The sequence below is a fragment of the Roseateles sp. genome, from assembly GCF_044373315.1.
GTDB lineage: Bacteria > Pseudomonadota > Gammaproteobacteria > Burkholderiales > Burkholderiaceae_C > JACDQM01.
Window position 1 is genome coordinate 1 of record NZ_JBILQK010000085.1, and the last position, 15,787, is coordinate 15,787.

Genomic DNA, 15,787 nt, shown 5'->3' on the forward strand with positions numbered 1-15,787 from the left:
GATGAGGATGTGGTTGTTCTTCATCGTGATCGTTCCAAGCGCCAGGGGCGCCCTCCCATGAAACGTTGAACTTCGCCTAGTGCGCACCATCGCAGCAGGCGTCTTTGCCTCGCATCATCACGGACGCGCCGGGTCAGCCTGGGCGCCAAGCGCACCATGGCGGGCGAGCCAGGAGCGCGCTTGACAAGCTGTTGAGCAGCGCAGGCGGTTAGGCTGCATCCCACTCGACTTGGTCGAGCGCAGAGGGAGCCGGATAACTCATGAGCTGGGCTTGGCGGCCGCAGAAGGCGGTGACAGCCAATGGAGGGCTCCACAACGCTACTGAGCGGTCATCGGCGCCCTAGCCCACTTGTGCGACACCTACACACCACGGCCCGAGGCCGAAGCTCAACCTGTGGCAACGTAGCCCCAGTCCACCGCGGCTTGTTGGGCAAGTGCAAATCCATCGGGGACCAAGTCGGCAATGTGACACTTGCCCCACCGGATCACATCCAGGTAAGCGAGCACGTCATCAGAAAGCCCGACTTCGAGCGCTCGAAGGTCATAGATGTCGAAGCGATGCAGGCCCACCCTGGCCGCCACAAACGCAGCGACTCGACTGATTTGCCCTGAATCGCGCCCCGTCTCAACCAGCGAGAGCAGCCGCTCATAGGCTGGCCCGGCCAAGGCGGTGGCATCCTTCGCCCGACACGCCCATTCCGCCTGCTGCACAAGCAGTTGCTCTTGTGGCTGCAGCACGGGGGCAGCGGATGGCTTCTTGTTCATCAGCGCGTGATCTCCGGCTCCGTCCGCTCCACCGCCCTGAGCCGGTCTCCCTCGCTGCGGTCTCGCGGCCTAGCCTCCCCAAGATCGCGTTGGAGCACATGTTGCCTTGAGTAGGTGGCGTCCAGCACGAAGCGTCTGATGCGTTGCGCCAGCTGGTTGTCCTCGACTTGATCCGAGGCGCTCAGCGCGACAGCGATGTGCGCCCAGGCCTGCACAGCGCCATTGCGGCTGCGCATGAAGGCATCACCCGATTTCTGAGTGACCGGCTCGCCCTTCAACCTCCCCTGCTTGCGGGCTTCGATCTGCCAGAGCTGCTCGGGTCGCCGGCTTTGCAGGCGTGGGGCCTGGCGGGTGGCCTCAGCATCGATGCCCAGCCCGCGCAGCCGCTCGGCGAAGGTCTCGCGCCAGCGCTGCAGATCGGCCTTTCGCGGGTTCAGCCGCTGCCCACTCATGGACTCAGCCCTAGCACTCAGGTGAACGTGCGGATTGTGCTGATGGTCATGAAGCACCATCACATAGCGGTGGTCCTTCAGCTCGATCCGCGCAAACTCGCGGGCCGCCTGCAAGACCGCTTGCGCATCTGTGCCGCGGGGCATCGACAGCATCAGGTTGAACGCCTCGCGCCGGTGGCTGGTCTCACCGATCAGCGATCCCCCTAGGCGCCATTGCTTGGCGAGGTCGTGCAGCGCCTCCCGGCCCTCCTGCACCACGCCCCGGTCATCCTCGAAGGCCAGGCGCCCGGCCTTGCTGATGTAGCGGAAATGGGCCGCGATAGCGCCCATGCCGCGCCCTCCCCCGGTGACCTTGACCATGACCTGCGGGGCTCGCCTGGTGACGGTGGATGCGATGCGCCTGCGGATGACGGCGGCCTGGCGACGCATCAGCGTGTCCAGTCGCGGCTGAGGAGCCACACGGACCCTGCGATTGCCGGGATAGAACAAGCGCTCACCCCATTGCACCAGCACGCCATCGACCGTAGAGCCCGGGTTCATCTGCTGCGCCTCGTCCAGGGTCAGTCAGGCTCGCCCGCAGCCAGGCGCCGCCCGGACTTCAGCGCAGCCAGCAGCGGGGCAGCAGTGCTCAGATGCTGCAGCACTGCATCTGACAAACGTGCGACGGCGGCCGCGCACACGGAATGCTCAAGCGGCGCGGACTGGCGCAGGATGCGCACGAGCATTTGCAGGTCGCCGGACATGGCCGCCAGCGTGGAGGTGGAACGCATCAGTGCCGCACGGCTCTCGTGCAGATCCGGGGATACGGGAGCGGGGGGCAGCTCATCCATGAGCCGCTCCACATACGCCCCTTGCGAATGCTCGGCCGCGCGCGCTGCGCGAGCCAGGCGAGCCGCATGGCCGGCGCGCATGCGCAAGGTCACCTTGATGACGGCATCCGCTGGCTGCTCCAGAGCAACATCAGGGGCACTCCGTGCGCCAGACTCAGCGACGGCGCGCGTCTGCAGCCACTCGGCGAGAACCGACCTCACCGCGACGGCCACAGGCACGCCCATCGACTGCGCGACGGCAGTCAATGCCAGGCCATGCCCGCGCAGATCAATGCTCACGCGCTCGCGACGAACTGTCGAGCTAGGCGCATCGTCAGCAGCGCAGAGGGTCCTGGTCACTTTGGCCATGAGTACCAATGTGCATCGGCTTCAGGGCTGGCCGCGCGATGGGTTTTGGCTCAAATTCAGCGATGCCGAGCTCAGCCGGAATGGGATTCCAGGGGTCGTAAATCTTCGGCGGCCCATGAGGGGGCAATCGACCCAAAACTGGCACCAGACTGGCACCAGAAAAAAATAATCAAGGGAAGTAAGCACGCACCATCACGAAAACCCCTGTAAAACTGGTAGGCCGTACAGGACTTGAACCTGTGACCAAAGGATTATGAGTCCTCTGCTCTAACCAACTGAGCTAACGGCCCCCTGAGGGATGCTGCCGGCATTGCACCGGGCGGGGGGCATTGTATCGGTGGGACAGTGGCGCCCGGCCAGAGCGCTTGAATCAGCAATCAGCGGCGCCGCAAGCACGCCCGTCAACCCGCTCGCCGGCCGGCTGGCTCACTTCTGCGACAGGACGTTGCTGACCATGCGCGAGGTAATGTCGACGATCTGGATCATGCGGTCGTAGGCCATGCGGGTGGGGCCGATCACGCCCAGCGTGCCGACCACTTGGCCGTCGATCTCATACGGCGCGGAGACGATGGAAAGTTCTTCAAACGGCACCACCTGGCTCTCGCCGCCGATGTAGATGCGCACGCCTTCGGCGCGGCTGGAGACATCCAGCAGGCGCATCAGCTGGGTCTTCTGCTCGAACAGGTCGAACAGGCGGCGCAGGCTGCCCATGTCGTGGCTGAAGTCTTGCACGGTCAGCAGATTGCGTTCGCCGGAGATGACGACGCGCTCTTCTTCCTGCTCCAGCGCTTCGGTACCCACCTTGACGGCAGTGTTCATCAGCTCGGCAATCTCGCCGCGCAGCACATCCACCTCGCTCTTCAGCCGTTCGCGCACCGCCTCCAGCGAGAGGCCGGCATAGCTGGCGTTAAGCCGGTTGCTGGCCTCGGCCAGCTCTGACTGGCTGAAATCCTGCGCGGTGAAGACCACGCGATTCTGCACATCGCCATCCGGCGACACCATGATCACCAGCACCCGGCGATCGCCCAGGCGCAAAAACTCGATGTGGTGGAACACGCTGGGCTTGCGCGGCGCGGTGACCACGCCGACAAAGCTGGACAGGCTGGACAGCAGATGCGCCGCGCTGGCGATCACGCGCTGTGGCTGGTCGGGCTGCAGCTGGGTTTCCAGCGTCTCGATGGGCCGCGACTCGGCGCCGATGATGCCGGGCTGCGCCGTCAGCATGGTGTCCACGAAGAGCCGATAGCCGCGCGCCGTCGGGATGCGGCCGGCACTGGTGTGCGGGCTGGCGATCAGGCCCAGCTCTTCCAGATCGGCCATCACATTGCGGATGGTCGCGGGCGACAACTCCAGGCCCGAGGCTTTGGAGAGCGTGCGCGAACCCACCGGTTGACCGTCCGCGATATAGCGTTCAACCAGGGTTTTCAGCAGTGATTTGGAGCGCTCGTCGAGCATGTTTTTCATTGTACGGACACAAGGCCTCACCACACGGAGCCGTCATATCGCTGTGGTGTAATTCTTCGCATGGCCCCCAAGCGTTTCCAACATGTGGCGATCGTCGGCAAGCATCAGGCGCGCGGCATTCGTCCCCTGCTTGAAGAGATCATCGACTTCATCACCCGGCAGGGTCTCGATGTCTCGCTGGAGCGAGACACCGCGCTAAACACCGGTATCTCATCCTACGACGCCCTCACCCCGGCGGAGCTGGGGCAGCGCTGCGACTTGGCCATCGTGGTGGGCGGCGACGGCACCATGCTGGGCTTTGCCCGCGAGATGGCCAAGCATGGCACGCCGCTGGTGGGAATCAATCAAGGCCGACTGGGCTTCATCACCGACATCCCCATCGAACGCTTCCGCGAAGCGCTGGGGCCTATCCTGGCCGGCGACTGCGAGATGGAGCACCGCCCGATGCTGGAGGGCGAGGTTTGGCGTGATGGCCACAGCATCTTCGAAGGCCTGGCGCTCAACGATGTAGTGGTCAGCCGCGGCGCCACAGCTTCGATGGTGGAACTGAAGGTGGATGTGGGCGACGAGTTCGTGGCCAATATGCGAGCGGACGGCGTGATCGTTTCCTCGCCCACTGGTTCTTCGGCCTATGCGCTGTCGGCCGGCGGGCCGCTGCTGCACCCGAGCATTGCCGGCCTGGTGCTGGTGCCGATTGCTTCGCACACCCTTTCCAACCGCCCCATCGTGCTGCCGGACTCGGGCGAGGTGCGCATGGAGATCGTGGCCGGCCGCGATGCCAGCGTGAACTTCGACATGCAGAGCCTGGCCAGCCTGCTGCACGGCGACCGCATCACCGTGCGCCGCTCCAGCCACAAGATCTGCTTCGTGCACCCTAAGGGCTGGAGTTACTACGCCACGCTGCGGCGCAAGCTGCGCTGGTATGAAGGGGTGGTGTAAGTGATGAGCCCTCACGTGCCAGTGCTTCGCCCTGTCACTGCCCCCCGAGGGGGCGCGGCCCTTTCTTGGGGCGGCCCGGCGAAAGGACCAAGATGCTCCGCCGCCTGAGCCTGCGAGACTTCGTCATCGTGCCCACGCTGGAGCTGGACTTCGCCGCGGGCTTCTCGGCGCTGACCGGCGAGACGGGCGCGGGTAAATCCATCCTGATCGATGCCTTGCAACTGGTGCTGGGTGGACGCGGCGATGCCGGCGTAGTGCGCGAAGGCGCGCCGCGCGCCGAGATCAGCGCCGAGTTTGATCGCCCCGCACATCTGCGCGCCTGGTTGGACGAAGCCGGCTTCGATGCCGACAGCGACAGCCTGCTGCTGCGCCGGCTGATCGATGCCCAGGGCAAGAGCCGCGCCTGGATCAATGGCAGCGCAGCCACTGTGGCGCAGCTGCGTGAACTGGCCGACAGCCTGCTGGACATCCACGGCCAGCATGCCTGGCAAGGGCTGACCCGCGCGCCTGCCGTGCGCGCGCTGCTGGATGCGTTTGCCGGCCTGGACAGCAAGCCGCTGGCTGCAAGCTACGGCGCCTGGAAGCAATCCAGCGACAGGCTAGATGCCGCGCAGACACGCGCTGATGAGCTGAGCCGCGAACGTGAACGGCTGGCCTGGCAGATCGACGAGCTGAGCAAGCTCTCGCCAGGTGCTGACGAGTGGGACGAGTTGAATGCGGAACACCAGCGCTTGTCGCACGCAGCCTCGCTGATGAATGGCGCGCGGCTGGCGCTGGAGGCCCTGTCCGAAGCCGAACTCAGCGCCGAAAGCCTGAGCGAGCAGGCGCTGGATGCCCTGCAGGATGTGGTCGAGTACGACGCCCGCCTGACCCCAGCGGTGGAGGCACTGCAAGGCGCACAAACGCAGCTGCGCGACGCGGCGCACACGCTGTCCTCTTATCTGAACAGTGCCGAGCTGGAGCCTGAGCGCCTGCAGGAACTGGACGAGCGCCTGTCCGCCTGGATGACGCTGGCACGGCGCTACCGCCGCCCTGGCACCGAGTTGCCAGCGCTGCTGGCGCAGTGGAAAGATGAGTTGCGCGCCCTGGACGAGGCCAGCGATCTGGCCTTGCTTGAGCGCGCAAAAGCCGAGGCCCTGGCCGCCTATCAAGGCGAGGCCAAGCGCATCAGCCAGGCACGTGCCGAGGCCGCGCCGCGGCTGGCTGCCGCCGTCACGCAGGCGATGCAGCAGCTGGGCATGGCCGGCGGTGCCTTCGAGGTGAGCCTGCTGAAGCAGGAGCAGCCGCAGAGCTTCGGCCTGGAGAGTGCTGAATTCCTGGTGGCGGGTCATGCCGGCAGCACGCCGCGGCCGCTGGGCAAGGTGGCCTCGGGCGGCGAGCTTTCGCGCATCGCCCTGGCGATTGCAGTCACCACCTGCCAGTTCGATCCGCACAGTGCCGGCACGCTGATCTTCGACGAGATCGACGCCGGCGTCGGCGGCGCCGTGGCCGAGACCGTGGGCCGGCTGATGAAGCAGCTGGGGCGCTCGTCCCAGGTGCTGGCGGTGACCCACCTGCCCCAGGTGGCGGCCTGCGCAGATCAGCATTACGTGGTCTCAAAGGCGCTGCGTGATGGCGTGACCGCGAGCGATGTGCGGCCGGTATTCGGCGAGACGCGCGTCAACGAGATTGCCCGCATGCTGGGCGGCGAGCGCCTGTCTTCGGCCAGCCTGGCGCATGCGCAGGAAATGCTTCAACAAACCTCCACTGAAGCCGCAGCCCGCGGCAAGAAAGCCAAGACATGAGCGAGCCAGCACCCGCCGCAGCGGCCCAGCAAAGCGATGTGGTGCTTGTCACCGGCGTCTCCGGCGGCGGCAAGTCGGTCACCATGCATGCGCTGGAAGACGCGGGCTTCTTCTGCGTGGACAACCTGCCGCCCGAACTGCTCGTCGACTTCCTGACTCTGGAGAAGCAACGCGGCAAACGGCGCGTCGCCATTGCGGTGGATGTGCGCAGCGCCGGCTCGCTGCCGCACCTGCTGCCGCTGATCAAGCAGCTGCGCAGCGAAGGCGTGCGTGTGCGCTCGATCTTTCTGGATGCAGACACCAATGCACTGATGCGGCGCTTCTCCGAGACCCGCCGCCCGCACCCGCTGCGCAACGACATCAGGGACGACGGCCAGGACGAGCATCGCGCGCTGCTGGACGCGATCGAGTTGGAACGCGAGCTGCTGTCAGCGCTGCGCGTCGAATCAACCGTTATCGATACCAGCCTGCTGCGCCCGGCGCAGCTGCGCGCCTGGGTGCGCGATCTGGTGGTGGTGGATGGCAACTCGCTGACGTTGGTGTTCGAGTCCTTCGCCTTCAAGCATGGCGTGCCCAGCGATGCCGATTTCGTCTTCGATGTGCGCGTGCTGCCCAACCCGTATTACGACCGCGAGCTGCGGCCGCTGACAGGCCGTGATGCGCCGGTGGCGGACTTCCTGCAGGCCCAGCCCGAGGTCAATCTGATGCTGGGCCAGATCGGCGGATTCATGCGCCAGTGGCTGCCGGCCTTTGCTGCTGACCATCGCAGTTATCTGACCGTGGCCATCGGCTGCACCGGCGGCCAACACCGCTCGGTCTATCTGGTCGAGACGCTGGCGCGGCAATTCGCCAGCCACGGCCATGTGCTGAAGCGCCACCGCGAGCTGGACGCCAAGTAGGCGTCCGCCACTCGCTGGCGCCAGCAGCCTCAGGCGCTATTCTGGGCGCTGGTGTCCTCTTGGCTGGACATCAGCACCAGGGCGACGACCGAGACAATCGGAAACAGCAGCACCATGCCCACCACCCAGGGCCAGACGGAGCGGCCATCGCGCGCGATCGCCAGGCCCATATAGGTCCAGTGCGCGATCAGGCTAATCGCAAGGCCGATGCCGTACATCGCGCCACGCGCAGCCGATGCCGACTCTTCATCGGCGCCGGAAACCAGCATCCACAGGCAGACGAAGCCAATGCCCGCTGCGATCAGGGCGGATTCCACGGCTTTGCGCACGGGTGCTTTCATGGTGAGCTCCTTGCAAGAGGCGGCAGAGCATAAGCCAGCTTGAGGCTCATGCCAAAAGACGCTTCAGTGGCGCGGGCAGCGCATAGCTTGCCAGCTCCTCCCGGGCGACCCAGCGCCCTTCGCCCGCTCCTGCCGCGGCGCCCAGCGCAGCGCGGCGCGGGTGCAGCACCCAGTCGAAGTGAGTCAGCGCATGCTCGATGCGGGGCATAACTTCCAGCTCGCCCTGCGCGCCCATGCTGAGCGCCTGCGCCGCCAGGGCCGCCTCGTCATCGAAGACCGGCAAGGTCCACAGCCCGGCCCAGACGCCGCTCTCCGGCCGCTGCTCCAGCCAGATGCGGCCACCATGCTCCAGCCACAGCCACCAGTTCTCGCGGCGGCCGCGCTTGAGCTTACGCGTCTTGATCGGGTAGGCCGTCGGCTCGCCACCAGCACGTGCGCGGCACAAATCGCTGACCGGGCACAGCAGGCATTGCGGCGAGCGCGCCGTGCACAGCGTGGCGCCCAGGTCCATCAGACCCTGGGTGTAGGCCGCCATGTCCGCCGCCGGCTCGGGCAGCAAGGCATCGGCCAGTTGCCACAGGCGCTTTTCCTGCGCGCTGCTGGCCAGGTCGCCGTCGAAGGCCAGCAAGCGGCCGAGTACGCGCTTGACGTTGCCATCGAGGATGGCCACCCGCTCGTCGAAACAGAAGGCGGCAATCGCTGCCGCGGTGGAGCGGCCGATGCCGGGCAGCTCTGTCAGCAGCGCGGCACTGCGCGGGAACTCGCCGTCATGGCGTTCGCACACGGCCTGGGCGCAGCGGTGCAAATTGCGCGCGCGGCTGTAGTAGCCCAGGCCCTGCCACATCGCCAGCACCTCGTCGAGCTGCGCTGCCGCCAGTGCGCGAACATCCGGGAAGCGTTCGAGGAAGCGCTGGTAGTAGCCCAGCACGGTGCTGACCTGGGTCTGCTGCAGCATGATCTCGGACAGCCACACGCGGTAAGGATCGCGTGTGCGCTGCCAAGGCAAGGCATGGCGCCCATGCTGGCGCTGCCAGGCCACCAGCAGGGCGGGAAAATCCATGGGCAGCGCGGAGATCAACTCAGCCTCTATCTCTTTTGGCATGTGGGGCAGAAGAAGGTGGAGCGTTGGCCCTGCACGATGCGCCGGATCTTCGTGCCGCAGACACGGCAAGGTTCGCCCTCGCGGCCGTAGACCTGGGCCTGCATCTGAAAGCTGCCGGCCACGCCGTGGGCATCCTTGAAGTCGCGCAAGGTGGTGCCGCCAGCAGCCAGCGCGGCGCCCAGCACGTCGCGCAAGGCCTTAGCGAGCCGCTCGCAGCGCGGGCCGCTGATCTTCTGCGCGGGGGTGCGCGGATCGATGCCGGCCAGGAACAGGGACTCGCAGGCGTAGATATTGCCGGCGCCCACCACGATGTCGCCCGCCAGCAGGGCCTGCTTGATAGCCACACGGCGTCCGGACAGGCCCAGCTTGAGGTGCCGGCCGTCAAAGCGCGGATCGAAAGGTTCCAACCCGAGCCCGGCCAGCAGCTTGGCGGCCGGTTCGCAGTCCAGGCCCGGCGACCACACGACGGCACCGAAGCGCCGCGGATCGTTCAAGCGCAGTTCGCCTCGATCGGTGAGCAGGTCGAAATGGTCGTGCGGCCCGGCCGGCGGCTGATGTTCGCGAAAAGCCAGCGAGCCGGACATGCCCAAGTGCAGCAAGAGCCCGCCGCTGTCCTCAGGCAATGGAGCGACCAGCGGCAGCCATATGTACTTGCCACGGCGGCTGACCGGGCCGACGCGCGAGCCAATCAGCCGCGCGGCTTCGATACCCAGCGGCCAGCGCAAGGGCTTGCCCAGGCGCAGCGCCAGCACCCGAGCGCCCTCGATCGCGGGCGCGAAACTGCGGCGGCTGATCTCGACTTCGGGCAACTCTGGCATGGGCGCGATGATACGGGCGCCCTCCAAAGACCCCCTCCTACAATCCAGCAACAAGAAGCCGGCATCATGGCGGTGTCGCAGCCCGGAGGCTCCATGCCCAAGTTCCAAACTCGTCCCGCAAAGCACTGGCTGCCCGCCATCGCCCTGGCCCTGCTGAGCCCGGCACTGCATGCCGATGCCCAGGCGGCACCTGCGCCGGTGAGCAATTCCCAGATGGACGCGCCCTTGTTCCATCAGCTGCTGGTGGGTGAGCTTGAGCTGCGCACCGGCCAGCCTGCGGTGGCTTACCAGCTGCTGCTGGATGCCGCGAGGCGCACTGGCGACGAGGCCCTGTTCAAGCGGGTCGTCAACATAGCGCTGCAGGCCAGGGCCGGGGAGCAGGCTCTGATCGCCGCCCGCGCCTGGCGCGATTCGCTGCCACAGTCGGTCGAGGCGCTGCAGATGATTCTGCAGTTGGTCGCAGTGCTGAACCGGCCGGCGGAAGCCGCCGAGCCCTTGTCGGCCCTGCTGAAGCTGTCACCGCCGATGCAGCGCCCAGGCGTACTCGCCTCGATGCCGCGGCTGTTCCAGCGCTCGCCCGAACCCAAGAAGGTGCTTCAAGCCCTTCAGCCGGTGCTGCAATCCGCCCGCAGCCAGGCCGGCTCGGGCCTGATGGCTTCCATGGTGCTGGGCCGCCTGGCCTTGAATGCCGGCGAGCCGAAGCTGGCGCTTGAGATGGCACAGGCGGGGGCCAAGGACTTTGCCGAGGCCGACGAGCCGATGCTGCTGGCGCTCGACGTGCTGCCCGCGATGGCCGAGGCCGAAGGACTGGTAACGACCAGACTGAAGGCCCAGCCCGACCAGCATGCGCTGCGCATGGCCTACGGACGCACGCTCGCCAGGATGCAGCGCTCTGGCGATGCAGCGCGCGAGTTCCGCATCGTCACCGAAGCTGCACCGGAGCTGCACCAGGCCTGGTATTCACTCGGTGTGCTGGAGCTTGAGCTGCGTCATCCTAAGGAGGCCGAGCGCGCGCTCTCCACCTTCCTGGAACGGCTCGACGCCAGTCCGGACGCCGAGAACAAGGACATGCGCCAGCAGGCCTGGCTGATGCTGGCGCAGGCGACGGAAATGCGCGGCGACCTCAAGGCCGCTCAGGCCTGGCTCGCCAAGGTCGATCTGCCGCAACGCCAGCTGGAGGTGAATTTCCGGCGGGCCTCGCTGCTGGCGCGCCAAGGTCAGGTGGCAGAAGCACGCAAGCTGCTGCAGGACATGCCCGCTGAGCGCGATGAGGACCGCCGCGCCAAGCTGCTGGCGGAGTCAAACCTGTTACGCGAGTTGCAGGACTGGCAGCAGGCCTATGCGGTGCTTGCCAAGGCCGATCAGCAGTTCCCCAACGATCCCGACTTGCTCTACGAACAGGCCATGATGGCCGAGAAGGTGGGACGGCTCGACGAAATGGAGCAACTGCTGCGTCGCGTCATGGCAATCAAACCCGAGCACTACCACGCGTACAACGCGCTGGGCTATTCCCTGGCCGAGCGCAGCCTGCGCCTGAGCGAGGCTCGTACCTTGATCGCCAAAGCACTGGAATTCGCCCCCGGCGAGCCCTTCATCGTCGACAGCCTGGGCTGGGTGGAGTACCGACTGGGCAACCACGCCGAGGCGCTGCGCCTGCTGCGCCAGGCCTACACGGCTCGGCCCGATGCCGAGATTGCCGCCCATCTGGGCGAGGTTCTTTGGATAAGCGGCGAACGCGAGGAAGCACAGCGCATCTGGCGTGAAGGCAGCCAGCGCGACCCCAAGAACGAAGCGCTGCGTGAGACCGTCAAGCGCCTGCAGGGCACCCGCCCCTGAGCTTGATGACGCAAGAAGAAGCGCAGGACTTCAGGCGCCGCCAGCTGATCGCAGCAGCGCTTTTCTCGCTGCTGGGCCTGGGCAGCGGCTGCGCCAGCCGCCCGCCCAGCCCGGACTTCAGCGGCGAGCGCCTGCAGGGGCGGCTATCGATTCAATCGGATACAGGCAGCAGCGGGAGCAGCGCATTCGAACTGCTGGGCAATGCCGATGCCGGGCAACTCGAGCTGAGCACACCGCTGGGCAGTCTGGTCGCACGCGCCAGCTGGTCTGCAGGCTCGGTGCTGCTCGAAACACCCCATGAGCAGCGCCGCTTCAACAGCCTCGACGAGCTGGGCCAGGAATTGCTGGGCGAACCGATTCCGGTGGCTGCGCTCTTCGATTGGCTGCGTGCTCGCCCCTGGCCACCATCTGCCGCTGCCCCCCTGCCGGCGCCTTCGCGCGGCTTCACGCAACTCGGTTGGCGTATCGAGCTCGATCGCTTTGTTGACGGTCTGATCGTGGCGCGCCGGCTCGCAGCGCCGGCGCTGACGCTGCGGGTGCGCCTCAACAACCCCTGAACCTCTTGCCATGCTCGCCCTGTACGACGTTCCGGCCCCGGCCAAACTCAATCTCTTTCTGCATGTGGTGGGCAAGCGGCCCGACGGCTACCACCTGCTGCAATCCCTGTTCGTACTGATCGATTGGGCCGACACCCTGCACTTCGAGCGGCGAACCGACGGCCAGCTGCAACGCCACGATCGGGGCGAGGCCCTTCCGCCGGAGGACCTGTGCCTGCGCGCTGCGCGGGCCCTGCAGCAAGCGGGCGGCGTCGGCCATGGTGTCGATCTCCACATCGAGAAACGCCTGCCCTCCGGCGCCGGCATGGGCGGCGGCTCGTCCGACGCCGCCTCGACGCTGCTGGCGCTGAATCGCCTGTGGGGGCTGAACTGGCCGCTGTCCCGCCTGATGAAGCTGGGCCTGAGTCTGGGTGCCGATGTGCCGTTCTTCCTCGGCGGGCGGCATGCCTTCGTTGAAGGTATCGGCGAGATCTTGCATCCGCTGGACCTGCCGGCGCAGCACTATGCGGTGCTGAAGCCCCCGGTCAGCATCGCAACCAAGGATATTTTTTCGAGCCCCCTATTGGCAAGATCGAAATCCGTGGCTATAGTAGCGGGCTTTCCTGCACACAACAGCGCAGACGTCAAGGCAGACAATGCCAAGACATCATCTGACAGTGTGAGCTTGGATGCCGAAGGCGCAGCAAGGCTTGTCGGTGGTTTTGGTCGCAATGACCTGCAGCCACCTGCCGAAGCGAGCTGCTCCGAAGTCAGCCAAGCACTGGGCATGCTCAAGAGCCAGTTCGGCAATAGCCGGATGACCGGTTCAGGCAGTGCGGTATTCGCAAGAATCGGCACTGAAGCAGGCCTGATAATGCAGGAAGAGACAGGCTCAGAGAGCCCGCCCATGGCGATATGGCCGCAGGATTTTCCGGCGGACTGGGTTGGCAGGATGTGTCGCAGTCTGGACAGGCACCCGCTTTACGGCTGGGCCGGGGACTGAAAAAAGTTTTGGGGTATTGCAGCTCTGCAGTGTCCTGTGTAGGGGAGTCGCCAAGTTGGTCAAGGCATCGGATTTTGATTCCGACATGCGAGGGTTCGAGTCCTTCCTCCCCTGCCAAATGATTTGAGAGTTCCGACCACGGAACTCTGGATTCAAGGAACCCGGTCTTCGGGTTTTTTGGTTTCTGAAAGACCCGGACACGATGGCTGGCCACGGGTCCTTTGCAAAAGGATGGCCCGTGCTGCTCAATACCGTCCTCTTCACCGGGAACGCGAATCCGGTGCTCTCCCAAGAAATCGCCACCCATCTCGGGCTCGAACTCGGCAAGGCTAAGGTCGGCCGTTTTTCCGATGGCGAAGTCGACGTTGAGATCCAGCAGAACGTCCGCGCCCGCGACGTGTTCGTGGTTCAGCCGACCTGCGCGCCGACCAACGACAACCTGATGGAGTTGCTGGTGATGGTTGATGCGCTGAAGCGTTCCAGCGCACGCCGCATCACCGCGGTGATTCCCTATTTCGGATACGCCCGCCAGGACCGCCGTCCTCGCAGCACCCGCGTGCCGATCTCGGCCAAGGTGGTGGCCAATCTGCTGGAAACCGTCGGCGTCGAGCGCGTGCTCACGATGGACCTGCATGCCGACCAGATCCAGGGCTTTTTCGACATTCCGGTCGACAACATCTACGCCAGCCCGGTGCTGCTGTCCGACCTGAAGAGCCGGAACTATTCCAATCTGGTGGTGGTCAGCCCCGACGTCGGCGGCGTGGTGCGCGCCCGTGCTCTGGCCAAGCAACTGGGCTGCGACTTGGCCATCATCGACAAGCGCCGTCCGGCCGCCAACGTGTCCGAAGTGATGCACGTGATCGGCGAGATCGACGGCCGCAACTGCGTGATCATGGACGACATGATCGACACGGCCGGCACGCTGGTGAAGGCGGCCGAGGTGCTGAAGGACCGCGGCGCCAAGAGCGTGTTCGCCTACTGCACCCACCCCATCCTGTCCGGCCCGGCAATCGAGCGCATCTCGAACTCGCATCTGGACGAGGTGGTGATCACCAACACGATTCCGCTGTCCAACGCTGCGCGCGCCTGCGGCAAGATCCGCCAGCTGTCGGTAGCCTTCCTGTTCGCTGAGACGATCCGCCGCATCTCGGATGGCGAGTCGGTCACTTCGCTGTTCTCGGAGCAAAACAACAACTTCTGATCAGTCCGAGTAGTCCGTCGCCTTCGGCGCCGGCCAATCTCTCTGAGCAGAACAGCAATTTCTAAGAATTCAGAGGGCTCGGTCGTAAGACCGGGCCTTTTGTGCGGAAGAGCCTGGTCGCGGGCCTTCCACCTTCCGAAACGCCAGGGTGGCGTTTCTTCACTTGGAGTTACTCATGAAATTCACCGCTTTTGAGCGCACGCTGCAGGGGACCGGAGCGAGCCGCCGCCTGCGCATCGCTGGCAAGGTGCCTGCCATCGTCTTCGGTGCTGGCGAACCCGCCATGGTCGAGCTGGACCACAACGCGCTGTTCCACGCCCTGAAGAAGGAAGCCTTCCACAGCTCCATCCTCGAGATGGAACTGAACGGCGCCGTGACCCAGGTCCTGCTGCGCGACTACCAGCTGCACCCCTACAAGCCGCAAGTCCTGCACTGCGACTTCCAGCGCGTCGACAACACGACCAAGATCACCAAGAAGGTGCCGCTGCACTTCGTCGGTGAAGCCGAGTCGCCGGCCGTCAAGCTGGACCACTGCACGGTCAACCACGTGGTCACCGAGCTGGCCATCACCTGCCTGGCTCAGCAGCTGCCCGAGTTCATCGAAGTGAACCTGAGCGGCATGACCAAGGGCCACTCGCTGCACGTCAACGACATCACGCTGCCCGCTGGCATCAAGGTTGTCACGCACGGCAAGCCGAACCCGGTGATCGCCACCCCGGTCGAGCCGGCCAAGGAAGAAGTGATCGTCGCCGCCGCTCCGGCCGACGATGGCAAGGGCAAGAAGGGCAAGAAGAAGTAATCACTTCTTCTTCACCCGGCTCACGCCACATGTTGAAAGGCCCCGCTTGCGGGGCCTTTCTTCTTGGTGCTGCGACTCAGCGTTGCTGCGTGCCGCTGGGCCAGCCCTGGCCCAGGTCGCTGAACAGCCCCGCCATGATCTTCAGGCCCTGTTCCAGTGTGAACACCGGCAGATGCTCATCCGGCGCATGCTGCGCGCAGGTCGGCACAGAATGCGGCACCCACAGCGTCGGCAGACCCAAGACATCGGCGAAGCAATCGTTCGGCAAGGAGCCCCCCAGGTTTGGCAGCAGCACCGGCTCGACGCCGGTGGTCTCACGCATCGAGGCCAGTGCCCAGCGCACCCAGGGGCTGTCGGGATCGAGCCTTGTGGCCGCCATGATCTCGGCCCCGGCCTGCCGCAGCTGCACCTGCTGAAAGCCCTGCGCATCCAGATGCGCCCGCAAGGCCGGCAGGAAGGTTGCCGGGTCACGGCCCACGACGAAGCGTATCTGCATATGTGCCACCGCCTTGGGCGGAATGGCATTCACCGGCTTGTCCGGATTGCCGCACTTGAAGGCCAGCACCTCGATGCTGTTCCAGCCGAACACCCGCTCAGCCGGCGTCAGCCCCGGCTCGCCCCAGTCGACATCAATCGCCGGCCCACCGGGCTCGCCCGGTTGAACGCCGGC

15 protein-coding genes, 2 tRNA genes and 1 pseudogene are annotated in these 15,787 nt (G+C 65.7%); 9 read left to right on the forward strand and 9 right to left on the reverse strand.

Annotated elements, in window-relative coordinates; all coding sequences use genetic code 11:
• Positions 1–387: 387 nt before the first annotated feature.
• The 5 genes from ACIQ67_RS16040 to hrcA form a co-directional block, all read right to left on the reverse strand.
• On the reverse strand, positions 388–765 hold the full coding sequence (locus ACIQ67_RS16040) for a hypothetical protein (protein WP_397535382.1): 378 nt from the start codon (positions 763–765) through the stop codon (positions 388–390).
• Positions 765–1,757: a relaxase/mobilization nuclease domain-containing protein gene (locus ACIQ67_RS16045; protein WP_397535383.1), complete on the reverse strand. Its 993-nt coding sequence runs from the start codon at positions 1,755–1,757 to the stop codon at positions 765–767. The genes ACIQ67_RS16040 and ACIQ67_RS16045 overlap by 1 nt, the downstream gene beginning before the upstream one ends.
• 20 nt (positions 1,758–1,777) lie before the next feature.
• A complete protein-coding gene (locus tag ACIQ67_RS16050; protein WP_397535384.1) occupies positions 1,778–2,326 on the reverse strand; it encodes a hypothetical protein in 549 nt (182 codons plus the stop codon).
• A gap of 282 nt (positions 2,327–2,608) precedes the next feature.
• Positions 2,609–2,685 (reverse strand) — tRNA-Ile (locus ACIQ67_RS16055).
• Between the two features lie 136 nt (positions 2,686–2,821).
• Positions 2,822–3,850 (reverse strand): heat-inducible transcriptional repressor HrcA, encoded by a 1,029-nt coding sequence (gene hrcA, locus ACIQ67_RS16060; protein ID WP_397535396.1) that lies wholly within the window; start codon positions 3,848–3,850, stop codon positions 2,822–2,824.
• 69 nt (positions 3,851–3,919) lie between these two features.
• Between hrcA and ACIQ67_RS16065 the strand changes: the two genes are divergently transcribed.
• The 3 genes from ACIQ67_RS16065 to rapZ all read left to right on the forward strand — a co-directional run bounded on the left by ACIQ67_RS16065 (position 3,920) and on the right by rapZ (position 7,481).
• Positions 3,920–4,798 (forward strand): NAD kinase, encoded by an 879-nt coding sequence (locus ACIQ67_RS16065; protein WP_397535385.1) that lies wholly within the window; start codon positions 3,920–3,922, stop codon positions 4,796–4,798.
• A 92-nt stretch (positions 4,799–4,890) separates the two neighbouring features.
• The gene (recN, locus tag ACIQ67_RS16070; RefSeq protein WP_397535386.1) at positions 4,891–6,582 is read left to right on the forward strand and encodes a DNA repair protein RecN; all 1,692 of its coding nucleotides are present in this window, start codon (positions 4,891–4,893) and stop codon (positions 6,580–6,582) included.
• The gene (gene rapZ / locus ACIQ67_RS16075) at positions 6,579–7,481 is read left to right on the forward strand and encodes an RNase adapter RapZ (RefSeq protein ID WP_397535387.1); all 903 of its coding nucleotides are present in this window, start codon (positions 6,579–6,581) and stop codon (positions 7,479–7,481) included. Before recN ends, rapZ begins: the two co-directional genes overlap by 4 nt.
• Positions 7,482–7,510: 29 nt before the next feature.
• Here rapZ and ACIQ67_RS16080 read toward each other — a convergent pair whose 3' ends face one another.
• Genes ACIQ67_RS16080 through mutM form a run of 3 tightly spaced genes read right to left on the reverse strand, consistent with a single transcriptional unit; the run spans position 7,511 to position 9,742 of the window.
• Positions 7,511–7,822, reverse strand: a complete 312-nt coding sequence (locus ACIQ67_RS16080) for a hypothetical protein (protein ID WP_397535388.1) — start codon at positions 7,820–7,822, stop codon at positions 7,511–7,513.
• Positions 7,823–7,868: 46 nt separating this feature from the next.
• The gene (gene mutY / locus ACIQ67_RS16085; protein ID WP_397535389.1) at positions 7,869–8,882 is read right to left on the reverse strand and encodes an A/G-specific adenine glycosylase; all 1,014 of its coding nucleotides are present in this window, start codon (positions 8,880–8,882) and stop codon (positions 7,869–7,871) included.
• Positions 8,883–8,908: 26 nt separating this feature from the next.
• The gene (mutM, locus tag ACIQ67_RS16090; protein ID WP_397535390.1) at positions 8,909–9,742 is read right to left on the reverse strand and encodes a bifunctional DNA-formamidopyrimidine glycosylase/DNA-(apurinic or apyrimidinic site) lyase; all 834 of its coding nucleotides are present in this window, start codon (positions 9,740–9,742) and stop codon (positions 8,909–8,911) included.
• Between the two features lie 93 nt (positions 9,743–9,835).
• Here mutM and ACIQ67_RS16095 point away from each other — a divergent pair, with 93 nt between their 5' ends.
• The 6 genes from ACIQ67_RS16095 (at position 9,836) to ACIQ67_RS16120 (ending at position 15,117) form a co-directional block, all read left to right on the forward strand.
• On the forward strand, positions 9,836–11,578 hold the full coding sequence (locus tag ACIQ67_RS16095; protein ID WP_397535391.1) for a tetratricopeptide repeat protein: 1,743 nt from the start codon (positions 9,836–9,838) through the stop codon (positions 11,576–11,578).
• Positions 11,579–11,583: 5 nt separating this feature from the next.
• Entirely contained in the window at positions 11,584–12,135 is a 552-nt protein-coding gene (locus tag ACIQ67_RS16100; protein ID WP_397535392.1) for a lipoprotein insertase outer membrane protein LolB, read from the forward strand.
• Positions 12,136–12,145: 10 nt separating this feature from the next.
• A complete protein-coding gene (gene ispE / locus ACIQ67_RS16105; protein ID WP_397535393.1) occupies positions 12,146–13,117 on the forward strand; it encodes a 4-(cytidine 5'-diphospho)-2-C-methyl-D-erythritol kinase in 972 nt (323 codons plus the stop codon).
• 40 nt (positions 13,118–13,157) lie between these two features.
• Positions 13,158–13,234: transfer RNA gene (locus ACIQ67_RS16110), tRNA-Gln, on the forward strand.
• An 85-nt stretch (positions 13,235–13,319) separates the two neighbouring features.
• Positions 13,320–14,318 carry a ribose-phosphate pyrophosphokinase gene (locus tag ACIQ67_RS16115; protein ID WP_397535394.1) on the forward strand — a complete coding sequence of 333 codons (999 nt, stop codon included), beginning with the start codon at positions 13,320–13,322 and terminating at the stop codon, positions 14,316–14,318.
• 175 nt (positions 14,319–14,493) lie between these two features.
• Positions 14,494–15,117 carry a 50S ribosomal protein L25/general stress protein Ctc gene (locus ACIQ67_RS16120; RefSeq protein ID WP_397535395.1) on the forward strand — a complete coding sequence of 208 codons (624 nt, stop codon included), beginning with the start codon at positions 14,494–14,496 and terminating at the stop codon, positions 15,115–15,117.
• 76 nt (positions 15,118–15,193) lie between these two features.
• On the opposite strand, the pseudogene ACIQ67_RS16125 reads toward ACIQ67_RS16120, so the two are convergent.
• Positions 15,194–15,787, reverse strand: a pseudogene (locus tag ACIQ67_RS16125) (M20 peptidase family dipeptidase); the annotation flags it as partial.